Raw genomic sequence first — 13220 nt, forward strand, 5'->3', positions numbered from 1 at the left:
AAACAGATCACCTATTTCTTTTCAATGTACATACGACTCATTACCCTTTTTGTCCTTCTGTCGCAACTGGCCGTTGCCCAAACGCCAGCGCCGTTCGGTGCGGTGCCATCGGCGCGTCAGTTGCAGTGGCATAAGCTGAAGTACTACGCGTTCGTGCATTTCAACATGAACACCTTCACCAACGAAGAGTGGGGGCATGGAACCGAAACCGCTGATATGTTCAACCCGACGCAGCTTGATTGTCGGCAGTGGGCGCGGGTGGCGAAAGAAGCGGGTATGGAGGGAATCGTGATTACGGCCAAACACCACGATGGATTCTGTTTGTGGCCCTCCAAATTTACCGAACACTCGGTGAAGAACAGCAAATGGCGCGATGGTAAGGGGGACGTTCTGAAAGATCTGTCGGCAGCCTGCAAGGAATATGGATTGAAATTCGGGGTATACCTCTCGCCCTGGGATCGGAATCACCCGGCTTACGGAACACCTGAGTACAACGACGTTTTCAAAAACACGCTCAAAGAAGTATTGACGCAGTACGGCGATGTATTTGAAGTCTGGTTCGATGGGGCCAATGGAGAAGGCCCTAACGGGAAGAAGCAGGTCTACGATTGGCCCGGCTTTATCGAGACGGTACGCAAATACCAGCCCAACGCGGTCATTTTCAGTGATGCGGGTCCTGACATTCGCTGGGTGGGTAATGAAGACGGCTATGCAGGCGAAACCAACTGGGCTACTCTGAATCGGGATAAAGTTTATCCGGGTTATCCCGACTATTGGGAGCTAACGCCCGGTCATGAAGATGGTACGCACTGGGTGCCCACGGAGGTCAACTGCTCCATTCGGCCGGGTTGGTACTACCATGCCAGTGAAGATAATAAAGTGAAATCGCTGGAACACCTGGTCGATATTTACTACAGTTCGATTGGTCGCAATGGTAACTGGCTGCTCAACCTTCCCGTCGACCGTCGGGGGCTGGTTCATGAAAACGACGTGGCCCGGCTTATGGAATTGAAAGCCTACACCGACAAAGCATCAATCAATCTGGCTAGCGGAAAGAAAATTACAGCCAGCAGCGTGTTCAGCAAAACGCCAACCTTTGCCGCCAGCAACATACTGGACAAAAGCCGGGAGACCTATTGGGCCGCTGCCGAAGGTGCCAAACAGGCTACGCTCGACATTGATTTGGGTAAACAAACTACTCTCAACCGATTGCTCATTGAAGAGTATATTGCGTTGGGGCAGCGGGTGAAGAAGTTCTCTGTATCGGCCTGGAAGGATGGAAACTATCAGCCAATTGCTCAGGGAACAACCATTGGTAATCGGCGCATACTACGTTTTCCAACCACCACGACGAGTAAAATTCGGGTGAGCATTGAGGAGTCGAAAGCCAGCCCACTTATTCGTCATATCGAAATCTATAATGCGCCCGAGTTGATCGTACCACCAGCCATCAGTCGGAGCAAAGAAGGGATGGTCTCCATCGTCTGCCCCCGTACCACCGATCCGGTTATTACCTACACCACCGATGGCTCGGAGCCAACGGCGAGGAGCCATCGTTTCACCCAGCCATTTGCAATGCCACAGGGCGGAACCGTGAAAGCCCGCGCCTTTATCGATAACATGAAAAAGGCCAGCAGCGCTGTTTCGACGGAGTTTGACATTAGCTCGACCAAGTGGACGGTGGTATCGGCTGGCGGTTCGGCATCGGCTAAAGGTACGGATCGCCTGATCGATGGAAATCCAAATACGCTCTGGCAACAACGCAAAACGGGTGAAGAGCCGGTATCCGTGGTGCTTGATCTGGGGGAAACCGTATCACTAAAAGGATTTACGTACCTGCCCCGGCAGGATGGTCGGAAGAATGGGATTGTTTATCGGTACGCTGTTTCGGTCAGTCAGGATGGGAAAAGCTGGTCGGCACCCGTTAGTCAGGGCGCATTCAGCAACATCAACAATAACCCCGTCGGGCAATCGATCCGGTTTGATCAGCCGCAGTCGGCACGTTATCTGAAATTCGACGCTCTTGAAACCACAGGAGAAAAAGACGCTACGGTCTCCATCGCTGAACTGGGCGTTCTTACGCGTTGATATTTAAGATAAGTACTTAACCTCTTTTGAAATCCTATAAAGTGTTTTTTGTCATCCCGACGCCAGGAGGGATCTCGAGTTTCGTATCAATTAAGCTTGAGATCCCTCCTGGCGTCGGGATACAAAAAAACGTTCAAAGCTAACGCCATCAACTATGTCAAATCGATTTATTCATCTTGCCCTAACGCTGCTTTCGGTAAGCCAGCTTCAGGCGCAGACTAAGCCTGAATCAACTACCTATTCCTTTACCAAGGGACTGGTTGCCTTAACGGGAAGCCGCTACGGTCGGGAAGCGATTTATGCCGATCCGCTAGCCTATCAGATGTACACGGGCGCTCTCAAAACGCCAGCTGATGGAGCCGTTTTTGGTACGGACGATCAAGGGAAAGAAATTAAATGGATGCCTGTTACGGCCGACAGCCTGAACCGACTGCGACTGAGGGGAGGCTTACGGGGAAATGGCGGGGCACCCGCCGGTCCCGGTGTGGTAGCGGGCAGCCTACGGGGCGGCATCGGTGGTGGCGGAGGCTACACCTATCTGACTTATCCATCGACCCGCGAACAGATTGCCTTGCTTACTATTAAGGGCAACAGCAACGTCTATGTAAACGGCGAGCTGCATATGGGCGATGCCTACAGCATGGGCTATCTCCACATTCCAGTAAAGCTCAAAAAAGGGCTGAATGAGTTTTACGTGCGGGGTGTCATGATAACCGCTAACCTGACCTTCCCCAGTAAATCGGCTTTGTTGCGCACCGACGATCCTACATTGCCCAGCATTCGGCTAGGTGAATCGAATACGTCACTTCAGGGGGCTGTGGTTGTTATTAATGCGTCAACAACACCGCTGTCAGGCTTACAACTAACCAGCAAACTGGCCGGGAAATCCCTGACAATCAATCTGCCCACTATTCCAGCGCTATCAAGTCGGAAAGTAGCGTTTACCTTTGATGGAAGTGGCGTTAGTGCCAAAGGTCCACAAGCTTGTGAGCTATCCCTGACGCAAAAAGGGAAGTCGCTCGACGCGGGTGCGGTTTCGGTGGATGCTGTGCCTGCCGGGGCTTCGTATAGCCAGACCTTCGTGAGCCATATTGATGGCAGTTTGCAATATTATGCCGTAACCCCTCAGTCATCGGCCACAACGGCTCCCTCGGCCTTGTTCCTGTCGGTACATGGTGCGGGCGTAGAAGCCAGTGGGCAGGCACGGGCTTACAAGGCCAAAGACTGGGGAAATCTGGTAGCCGCTACTAACCGTCGGCCACGCGGTTTCAACTGGGAAGATTGGGGGCGGTTAGATGCGCTCGAAGTGTTGAGCATCGCCAGGAATCAGTTTAAGCCTGATCCGCAACACATTTACCTCACCGGACACTCGATGGGCGGGCATGGCACCTGGTTCCTGGGCGCTACCTACCCCGACAAATGGGCGGCCATTGCGCCCTGCGCCGGTTACCCAACCTTAAAAGAATATGGTTCTGCCGATGGTGTGATTCCCGATGGAAGCAGCGATCCGTTGGAGCAGATGTTGTTACGCTCCGGTAACCAGAGCGATGTATTGAAACTAACGAGCAACTATAAGCCGCTGGGCATTTACGTGCTGCACGGCGATGCCGACCGGACAGTCCCCGTCACCTACGCTCGCCAGATGCGTAAACTGTTAGGCGAGTCGCAGCCCGATATGAGCTACTACGAATATCCCGGCGGTAGTCATTGGTTTGGCGATGAAAGTGTTGACTGGAAACCGCTGTTCGATTTCTTCAAATGGCACAAAATTTCCGTTGATTCGACGGTGAATACCATCGACTTCACGACGGCCAATCCCGGCATTTCGTCGGCATACCGATGGGCTTCGATTGAACAGCAGACCCAACCGTTGCTTTACAGTCGAATTCAGCTTAACCGTCAGGGACGAGCCATTATCGGCACAACATCCAATGTGGCCTTGCTGAAACTGGCGCTGAATGAATTTGCCAATAAAACGCCAATAACCGTTACGCTCGATGGTAATCCAGCGCTGACGTATACGACAACCAGTGCCCAGGATACCCTATTCTTACGGCGGGAAAATGGGCAGTGGAAACCGACACAACGGCCCGATGTAGCCCAGAAAGGCCCTCATCGGAACGGCACCTTTAAGGATGCGTTCAACAATCGCATGGTGTTTGTCTACGGAACGAAGGGCACGAAAGAAGAGAATGACTGGAACTGGCAAAAAGCCCGCTATGACGCTGAAACCTGGTATTACCGGGGCAATGGCGCTATCGACATTATCGCCGATACCGATTTCTCGCTGGCCAAATACGCTGATCGTGGGGTGGTGCTGTTCGGTAATGCGACCAACAATGCCGCCTGGCAATCGCTATTGGCCGACTGCCCGATTCAACTGGAACGTAATCGGATTCGGGCGGGCAGCCAGCAATGGCAGGGTGATGATTTAGCGACCTATTTTGTGTGGCCTATTAAGGGGTCAAAAACGGCATCGGTTGCGGTCATTGGCGGAACTGGCTTGAAAGGCATGAAAGCCGCATCGGCCAACCAGTATTTTGCCGGAGCCAGCGGTTTCCCCGATTTTATGATTTTCGGCTTGGACATGGTTCGGGATGGCAGCAAAGGTGTTCGGATGGCGGGCTTCTTTGATAATGACTGGAAACTCGCGCCAGAACAGTATACGGTCAATGGCCAGAAAAACGGAACGGAATAACTCCGGCTGACAGGTTTTTCCGACAGGATTTACAGGATTTAACAGGATTCTTTTTTTCTACAAATCCTGCGCTTTCGTTTGATTTGACCGAGTGATAACACAAGAAAACATCCTGTTCATCCTGTAAATCCTGTCGAAAAAGAAACATAATCTTACATTTCCAATGACCCGCTTACATTCTCTATTGCTCGTTCTGTTTGTAACATTATCCGTCAAGGCGCAGGACGTTGCTCAACGCTATCCATTAATTCCGTACCCTACATCGCTTGTTCCGGCGTCGGGGCAATTCACTATAACGGCACAGACGGCGCTGGTTGTGCAGGATAGTCGATTTAGTAATGAAGCGAAACAGTTGCAGACGTTGCTGGAGTCGGGGTTGGGGAAACGACTGTCTGGTACGGCCAAAGGAACCAAAATCGTACTGCAGCACGACGCATCGCTCACGAATTCAGAAGGCTACTATCTAACGATCACTCCGCAACAAGTAACGCTGAAAGCCAGCCAGCCGGCAGGAATGTTCCGGGCAGTTCAAACTATCCGCCAATTACTTCCGGTGACGATTGAAAAACCCGGTCAGCCGTTAGCATCAATTATGCTTCCGGCGGTTCAGATTCACGACCAACCGGCCTATGCCTGGCGGGGTATGCACCTCGATGTGTCGCGGCACTTTTATTCGATGGAGTACTTACAAAAATTCATCGACCGACTGGCGCTTTATAAATTCAATAAATTTCACCTGCACCTGACCGACGATCAGGGCTGGCGACTGGAAATCAAAGCCTATCCTAAACTAACCAGCGAGGGAGCCTGGCGTACGTTCAATAATCAAGATTCGGTTGTTCTGAAACGGGCTGTTACTAACCCTGACTTCGATCTTCCCAAGCAATTTATCCGTCAACAGAATGGGCAAACGCAGTATGGAGGCTTTTACACGCAGGCCCAAATGCGCGATCTGATTGCCTATGCAGCCGCCCGACACATCGAAATTATTCCCGAAATCGACATGCCCGGCCACCTCACCGCAGCCATTAAAGCCTATCCATTTCTGAGTTGCACGGGTCAGGAAGGCTGGGGTAAAACATTTTCGGTACCCATTTGCCCCTGCAACGAACCAACGTACACCTTCATGGAAGCGGTGTTGAGCGAAGTGATTGCTCTGTTTCCAAGCCCGTACGTGCACATCGGGGCCGATGAAGTTGAGAAATCAACCTGGGCACAGTCGTCGGCCTGCCAGGAGTTGATGAAACGGGAGAACATCAAAAATGTCGAAGAATTACAGAGCTATTTTGTGCATCGGATCGAAAAATTCGTCCAATCGAAAGGCAAGAAACTGATGGTTTGGGACGACGCCCTTGAAGGTGGCCTCAAGCCTTCTACAGCCGTTATGTACTGGCGTAGCTGGGTGAAAAACGCTCCCCAGAAAGCCGCTCAGAATGGGAATGATGTGGTCATGACGCCGGTGAGCAACCTGTATTTCGATAGTCCTCCAGGCATTCAGTCGGTTGAGAATGTGTACAACATCGCCGTTGTGCCCGAAGGTGTGACCGCTGGGCAAATAAAGCAGTTTCTGGGTGCTCAGGCCAACATCTGGACCGAATACATTCCGACCGAAAACCGCGCGGATTACATGGCCATGCCCCGCATGACGGCGCTCTCGGAAGTAGTCTGGACCGCGAAAAAAGACTTCCCATCGTATCAGAAACGGCTGCTACAGCACTTTCTGCGGATGGAGCAATTAGGCATTCATTACCGCCTGCCCGACCTGACAGGCTTTGCCGAAGAAAACGTGTTTGTCGACAAAGCAACGCTGCGCATCAAAAAGCCATTGGACAGCTACATCCTGCGCTTCACAATCGACGGATCGCAACCGCAGGCAACGTCTACCGAATTACCAACGGAGTTAAGCATATCAAAACCACAGACTGTCAACGTTGCTGCCTTTACGCCATCGGGCATTCGGGGCGATGTGTATTCGTTACGCTATCAACAGCAAACCTACGCAACGCCCGTCGGCACAGCTAGTTCGGTTGCTGGCCTGAGCTGTCTCTATTTTAAGAAGTATTTCAAGGAGACGAAATTGATGAAGCAGCAAACCGCTGATAGCTCCTATGTTATCAACAACGTTGTGGTACCAAAATCGGTAAACGCGCCTAGCTTCGGGATTCAGTTTCGAGGCTATTTGACCGTACCGGAAACGGGTGTCTACAGCTTCTTCTACACCTGCGACGACGGTGGGATTCTCCGCATTGCTGACCGGATGGTAGTTGATAACGACGGTAATCACTTCCCCATTGAAAAAAGTGGTCAGGTTGCTTTACAGAAAGGCGCTCACCCATTCGAAGCCGATTTTATTGAAGGTGGTGGCGGATTCACACTAAAGCTAAAATATAGCCTGAACGGCTCGGAGCCAATGGACATTCCCGATAGCTGGTTTACACACTGATTTGGCGGTTTAGCATCACTCCTAGCCTGTTGGTTCTTTCCCACAGCAAAGCGGCTTGGCCAAGACCAGAAGGTGGAACTTGTCTTTGATCGATTAGATTAGCCTATCCATCAAATAAAGCCCACCGATCGGACCATTTGGTACCAATCGGTGGGCTATTGTTGTATCTACCTTTTTTACTAATTCAGAAGATCTCTACTCCAACGCTGCTACACCTGGCAACACTTTCCCTTCCATATATTCCAGCAAGGCACCACCGCCTGTTGAAACGTAGCTTACGCGGTCACCGTAGCCAGCCTGGTTAACAGCTGCGGCAGAATCGCCACCACCGATGAGCGAGAACGCGCCGTTTTCTTCAGTCGCTTTTACCACCGCTTCAGCAATGGCATTGGTACCTTTGGCAAAGTTTTCAAATTCGAACACACCCATTGGACCATTCCAGAGCAACGTCTTGGACTTAGCAATAATATCGCTAAACAGCTCGATGGTTTTAGGGCCGATGTCCAAGCCTTCCCAACCATCAGGAATCTCGCCCGTATCAACAATCTGCCGGTTAGCGTCGTTCGAGAAGGCATCGGCGCAGAGGTTATCCAGCGGCATGTAAATTTTCACACCCTTTTCTTCTGCCTTCTTCAGCAACTCAAGCGCTAAATCCTGTTTATCTGCTTCGAGTAGCGATTTCCCGATTTTACCGCCCTGTGCTTTTGTGAAGGTATAGGTCATACCGCCACCGATAATCAGGTTGTCTACCTTATCGAGTAATTTCTCGATAATCAGGATTTTATCAGAGATTTTAGCACCACCCATGATTGCTGTGAACGGGCGCTCCGCATTTTCCAGTACTTTTTTAGCATTGGCTAACTCTGCTTCCATCACATAACCCGCCACGCGATCCGTAAAGAACTGACCCATTACGGCTGTGCTGGCATGCGCACGGTGAGCGGTTCCGAAAGCATCGTTCACCCAAACATCGCCCAGACTGGCGAGTTTTTTCGCGAAGTCTACATCGCCTTTTTCCTCTTCTTTATAAAAACGAAGGTTTTCGAGCAACAGAATTTCGCCGGGTTGCAGACTGGCGGCCAAATCCGCAGCCGACTGACCGATACAATCGTCAGCGAATTTCACTTCACGACCAAAAGCTTCCTTTAACGCAGGCAACAGATGCTTAAGCGAATATTTTTCTTCAGGGCCACCTTTTGGCCGACCCAGGTGCGACATTAGAATGGCCGATCCACCGTCATTCACGATTTTCATGACGGTTGGAATTGTTGCCTTAATACGAGTATCGTCGGTGATGTTGTACGCCTTATCGAGGGGTACGTTGAAGTCTACCCGAACAAGGGCTTTCTTACCAGCAAAGTTGTAGGAGTCTACGGTTTTCATGCGACTGCGTATGGTCGTTGGTTTGCGAGGCCAAACTTAGCAGTTTTTTGGGAGACGTGAACGCGAAGTTTACGATTACGACTAAGCTTTAGCTATGCGTAAGGCCGTAAAACGGGCGATTTGGTCAAAGTCGATATCGTTATGTAGAACGGGAATATCGTAAAATATAGCGTAATGGGCAATTAGGCAATCGTTGGGCTTACGAATCGTTACTCCTTTTTTGCGAAGAGTTCGGTATAACGTAGCAGCTTCAATGGCAGCTTCAACAGGGTCGAGTTTCAAAATTGCCAAAGCCAATAGATTTCGTTTAACCTGATTGAATAATGAATCTTCATAAACGCCTTGTAAAATCTCCTGCACAATGGTAGCAGTCATGTAGATACTCTCATCAGATAAACGTAAATATTTTTGCAATAGGCGAGCCTGTGCAACATCACGTTGTCGGATGTAATCAATCCAAACTGAGGTATCTACAAGAACTGGCTCCATTATTTTCCGGTTCTCATTTGTTCAAGATCGCCCTCCCAGTGAACTTTGCCTGGCCAGTCTAAAATCTGTTTGCGATTGAGCATATTCACATAGTTCTCCAGGGCTTGTTCAACCACTTCTTTTTTGGTTTTGGCCTGACTCAACTGCATTGCTTCCTCAAGCAACTTATCACTGATGTCAATATTTGTTCTCATCGTTTTCTATATCTATACACAAATATATCATTTTCTATACACATCAATACTTCCCTTCACTTCCGGCCCCGCCAAAGTCGCCACCGCCCAATCGGAGGTCGTTTTTGGGTGCATGATGAGTCGAGCCCGTAGCCTGAACAGCCACAACGGTGGCCGCATTCACAAAAAACTCATCCGGTGAATCATCATCGGGCGAATCCGTAAAACCATGTGTTGGTTGACGTAGGTATCGAATGCTAAGCACGGCTATTCCAATCAATACCAGCCCGCCAATTGTTAGGGCAACGTTGAGCGGTACCAGAGCCGTGTAGTCGTGTACAGTTGCCACGACGGCAATTAGGCCCAGAGTACCCAGAATGAGCAACATTCTGTTTTTCTTAACCAAACCCTGCCAGAGATACACGGCCGGAACCCCAAACGTCAGGAACCAAAACAACCAGGGAAGTCCTATTTCGGGCGCTTCTGCGTGTCTGGAACCGAATAGATTCGGTCGGATTAGTAATCCATTCAATTCCCGTGCGACAAAATAGTTACTACTGGCAGCTAGTACGATCAACGCAACCCACTGTGCCAGATTCAAGGGATCGGCATAATATACTTGCCTGGAGTTCCGAATGGCAATCTGACGCACAACTATATAAAGGATAAGCGAAACGCCTGTCATAACGAACGGTAAGGCATCTTTCCCCCAACTGTATTTAATCAATCCGTCGAAAATGGCGGTGTAGAAAGTGGCTAGTGTAAAAAAGGCAATTAAGGTATCGCCATAGTACCAAAGAATGAGTAACAACAACGGCAGAGTCAGGAAACAATGAATGCTTAGCGAAAGACCATCGGGTAGAAATTGATTAAAGCCGAACGCCAACAAGCCTGCCATCGTGACCACAAATGCATTATCAATTCCGTTTCGGTATAGTAGCCGCTGGTTGATAATCAATCGGCCTATCAACCCTATACTAATCCCAAAGACAATGTTATAGACACCATAGGTTATTGACGATTCGGAGAATAATGAGAACATACTGGCAGGCAATAGGTAACAAGCCAGAATGGCTACTGTCGTGAACAGAAACAATCCGATTTCGAGAAAGCCGTTCGTTTGCCGAAATTCCATCGGATACGCTTTACGCACAGCCGTCATTTGCTCATCGGACAGTAACTTCTGTCGATGCCACCGCTCAGCCTGTTCCAGAATCTCTCGATTGCAGATCCATTCTTCGTTATACGCTTTCATTAGTGCGAATTCGTTTGGTAAACTGGCTCATCAAGTAATACACTAAAGCAATACCTGTTACAATGAAATACCAGAAATAAGGCTCGTCGCTAGCGAAATCCATGTAATGAAAAAACAGGTACGTAGTGCCAATGTATCCGTAGACAGTTGCCATCAATAAAAACAAAAAAGAGCTATCCTGTCGCGAATACCAATCGAAAGCGAAACAAGCGATTCCTAGTCCTACCGCAAACCACAAGCGTACGCCCTCAAAATTGAACAGCCCACCCAGCAAAGCGATCATCAGTAAGTTTCCAGCCATGGTGAGGTAAGTGTAGGTGAAGTGCGGTTTGATTCGCTGCCGATTGAGCAGCAAAGCAGCTCCGATCAGAACGAGTGCCAGAATAAGGGCCGAAAAGACCGTATCCTGATCGAAAAAGTTTGTTTTGAAATAGAGTTCCAATGGGCGTACCGTGACACCAACCCACGAAATCAGGGCTGTTAGTCCCATACCCAGAACTCCTCGATGATCGAACCAATAGGCCAATGCTAAAAACAGCAAAGCGGGCAATAACGTAACCAACCCATAGCGCTCTCCAAACACATTGTATGCGTATTGAGCGTACCCTTCGAGTGTTAGAAACAACAGGCATCCTAAAATCAGGGCGTAATCGCCGAAGGTTGACCGACTCTTGGTTTCGTTCGGCGACCACTCGGACCGGTTTCGCCAGGCAAAATAGAAACAGCCAGCACAAGCCAGCGCGATCGTTGCCAGCAAAGCGCCGTGCCCAATCTGATCGAAATTATCGTACACTAAAAGACCCAATCCCGAACTCAACAGCAGGATGCCGACGTACAACATGGCCCGAAGTTCCCAATGCAAAGAAAACGGCTTTTTTAGCTCAATTTCGGCTAGTTGAGTCTGCTGTTTAGCCGACAAAATACCTTTCTTATTGAGTTCGTTTAGTACATCGGTTGGGGACATAACTAGCTATTTTTTTGTTACTTGTTAGTATGGTTGGACGACAGAAAATTATTCTTACCCCTCGCTATTACCTCGACAATTTCCGCTACGTGCTGGACTTTGTCAAACGACTCTATGGCGGTCTGCTGAACGAGGCCGAATGGGATTTTGTACGCCGATTCGAGGAGTTGAGCCTCGATGCACAGTGCCTGTACGTTCGTTTCAGCAACCGCAAAGGACTCTTTTTTCGCACTCAAAAACTACAGTACACCGAAATAAGTGACTTACCGGCAGCCGTTGGCGAACTTCTCGGCGCTGGATTCATTGAGCGCCTATCAGCCAGCCACACTATTATGGGAGAGGCCGCACTGAGTGTTTTTACGAAGCCCGAACTCCTCGACCTGCTGCCCCTAGAGCCCGAAGAAACCAAAGCACTTGCCAAAGAGAAGAAAGAAGGTGTTGTACGGTATGCATTAAACGAACTTGATTTTGGTGAGATTGTTACGAGCCTGACCACGCGCGAGACGGTCGTCAAGATGAATTTCGAGGCTGAAGGCATGATGGTCAAATACCTATTTTTCGGCAATCGCGGTAGTAGCATGACCGAGTTCGTGATTCGCGATTTGGGCATGGTGAACTTCGAACGATACGACGAAAGCAAGCTAACGGCCCGATTCCGTACCCGGAAAGAGGTGGAAGATAAACTCCTGATATCGCTCACGAACGAGGAATTTTACGAACTTAAAGAAGCCGAAACACCCGCCGACGATATTTATAACTGGTTTCTAAACTGGAACGAAACCCGCCCCGAACTCACCGAAATTGCGATTCCGGGCTATCAGAAGTTAGTTTGCCGGGTTGGGGCTTATCTGGAGCGACAGAAACTACCCGAGCAGGCTTTATCCGTTTACGAACTCTCCGACCGGGTTCCGGCTCGTGAACGCCGGGTTCGGTTGCTATTCCGAAACGGAGCAATCGACGAAGCACTTGCCCTCTGCGACGAAATTGCCATCAATCCACTGAATGCCGAAGAACGTTACTTTGCGAACGATTTCCGCGAGAAAATTCTGGGTCTGAGCGAGAAAAAACGAACTCGTAAAGCCACTACCCGCTTTTTGTCGGACGCCGAAAGTGTGAGTATTCCGGCTACCTACCGTCATCATGTCGAAGCGGGCGTTATGAATTATTACCTGGAGCAGGACTTTGATGCAGCGTTCACCGAAAATTACCCCTGGCGTGGTCTGTTTGGACTGGTTTTCTGGGACATCATTTACGATGCCAACGTATCGGCCATTCATCATCCGCTCCAACGGGCTCCATCGGACTTTTACCTACCCGATTTTTACCTAAAGCGCGAAGACCTCTTAAAAAAACGCCTTTCCGAACTCGAAACGAAAGACGACTGGCGACGCCATACGGGCCGGATGTTCAACGCTAAATACGGCATTACCAACGTACTGGTCGACTGGTCGGATGAGTTGATCACGCTTGTGCAACGCATGATTGAGCTACTAAGCGTGGAGCAACTTCGCCTGATTTTACTCGAAATGGCGCGTAATGTCCGCGAACATACGCGCGGTTTTCCCGATCTTCTCATCTGGAATGAACAGGGTGACTATGATTTTGTGGAAGTCAAATCACCCACCGATCACTTGGGTCCACAACAACTGCACTGGCTGGAGTTTTTCCAGACAATTGGTGTACGCGGGAAAGTGGTGCGGGTAATTTGGGAGCTTGCGTAAAAGTAG

Annotated in this window: 9 protein-coding genes; 4 read left to right on the forward strand and 5 right to left on the reverse strand. The window is 49.7% G+C overall.

The annotated features are described in order from the left end of the window. Positions 1-24: 24 nt before the first annotated feature. The 3 genes from ACYVGR_RS24090 to ACYVGR_RS24100 all read left to right on the forward strand — a co-directional run bounded on the left by ACYVGR_RS24090 (position 25) and on the right by ACYVGR_RS24100 (position 7229). Complete coding sequence (locus ACYVGR_RS24090; RefSeq protein ID WP_460961543.1) at positions 25-2088, forward strand: alpha-L-fucosidase; 2064 nt, start codon at positions 25-27, stop codon at positions 2086-2088. A 154-nt stretch (positions 2089-2242) separates the two neighbouring features. Further along, a complete protein-coding gene (locus tag ACYVGR_RS24095; RefSeq protein ID WP_460961545.1) occupies positions 2243-4786 on the forward strand; it encodes a carboxylesterase family protein in 2544 nt (847 codons plus the stop codon). A 163-nt stretch (positions 4787-4949) separates the two neighbouring features. Beyond that, positions 4950-7229 (forward strand): family 20 glycosylhydrolase, encoded by a 2280-nt coding sequence (locus tag ACYVGR_RS24100; protein WP_460961547.1) that lies wholly within the window; start codon positions 4950-4952, stop codon positions 7227-7229. A gap of 195 nt (positions 7230-7424) precedes the next feature. Here the strand turns inward: ACYVGR_RS24100 and ACYVGR_RS24105 are convergent, their stop codons facing one another. The 5 genes from ACYVGR_RS24105 to ACYVGR_RS24125 form a co-directional block, all read right to left on the reverse strand. Further along, entirely contained in the window at positions 7425-8612 is a 1188-nt protein-coding gene (locus ACYVGR_RS24105; protein ID WP_460961549.1) for a phosphoglycerate kinase, read from the reverse strand. An 81-nt stretch (positions 8613-8693) separates the two neighbouring features. After that, a complete protein-coding gene (vapC, locus tag ACYVGR_RS24110) occupies positions 8694-9101 on the reverse strand; it encodes a type II toxin-antitoxin system VapC family toxin (protein ID WP_460961551.1) in 408 nt (135 codons plus the stop codon). After that, complete coding sequence (locus ACYVGR_RS24115; RefSeq protein WP_460961553.1) at positions 9101-9295, reverse strand: type II toxin-antitoxin system VapB family antitoxin; 195 nt, start codon at positions 9293-9295, stop codon at positions 9101-9103. The genes vapC and ACYVGR_RS24115 overlap by 1 nt, the downstream gene beginning before the upstream one ends. Positions 9296-9338: 43 nt before the next feature. Continuing rightward, positions 9339-10529 carry a hypothetical protein gene (locus ACYVGR_RS24120; protein WP_460961555.1) on the reverse strand — a complete coding sequence of 397 codons (1191 nt, stop codon included), beginning with the start codon at positions 10527-10529 and terminating at the stop codon, positions 9339-9341. Further along, entirely contained in the window at positions 10516-11493 is a 978-nt protein-coding gene (locus ACYVGR_RS24125; protein ID WP_460961557.1) for a DUF2157 domain-containing protein, read from the reverse strand. Before ACYVGR_RS24125 ends, ACYVGR_RS24120 begins: the two co-directional genes overlap by 14 nt. A 29-nt stretch (positions 11494-11522) precedes the next feature. Between ACYVGR_RS24125 and ACYVGR_RS24130 the strand changes: the two genes are divergently transcribed. Beyond that, positions 11523-13214 carry a VRR-NUC domain-containing protein gene (locus ACYVGR_RS24130; protein WP_460961559.1) on the forward strand — a complete coding sequence of 564 codons (1692 nt, stop codon included), beginning with the start codon at positions 11523-11525 and terminating at the stop codon, positions 13212-13214. The last annotated feature ends 6 nt before the right edge of the window (positions 13215-13220 follow it).

The organism is Spirosoma litoris, assembly GCF_054776755.1.

What these genes read in the sequence shown, in the direction of transcription:
- ACYVGR_RS24100 (WP_460961547.1), top strand. Translation starts at nt 4,950, where the DNA reads ATGACCCGCTTACATTCTCTATTGCTCGTTCTGTTTGTAACATTATCC.
- ACYVGR_RS24090 (WP_460961543.1), top strand. Translation starts at nt 25, where the DNA reads ATGTACATACGACTCATTACCCTTTTTGTCCTTCTGTCGCAACTGGCC.
- vapC (WP_460961551.1), bottom strand. Translation starts at nt 9,101, where the DNA reads ATGGAGCCAGTTCTTGTAGATACCTCAGTTTGGATTGATTACATCCGA.
- ACYVGR_RS24105 (WP_460961549.1), bottom strand. Translation starts at nt 8,612, where the DNA reads ATGAAAACCGTAGACTCCTACAACTTTGCTGGTAAGAAAGCCCTTGTT.
- ACYVGR_RS24115 (WP_460961553.1), bottom strand. Translation starts at nt 9,295, where the DNA reads ATGAGAACAAATATTGACATCAGTGATAAGTTGCTTGAGGAAGCAATG.
- ACYVGR_RS24095 (WP_460961545.1), top strand. Translation starts at nt 2,243, where the DNA reads ATGTCAAATCGATTTATTCATCTTGCCCTAACGCTGCTTTCGGTAAGC.
- ACYVGR_RS24125 (WP_460961557.1), bottom strand. Translation starts at nt 11,493, where the DNA reads ATGTCCCCAACCGATGTACTAAACGAACTCAATAAGAAAGGTATTTTG.
- ACYVGR_RS24120 (WP_460961555.1), bottom strand. Translation starts at nt 10,529, where the DNA reads ATGAAAGCGTATAACGAAGAATGGATCTGCAATCGAGAGATTCTGGAA.
- ACYVGR_RS24130 (WP_460961559.1), top strand. Translation starts at nt 11,523, where the DNA reads ATGGTTGGACGACAGAAAATTATTCTTACCCCTCGCTATTACCTCGAC.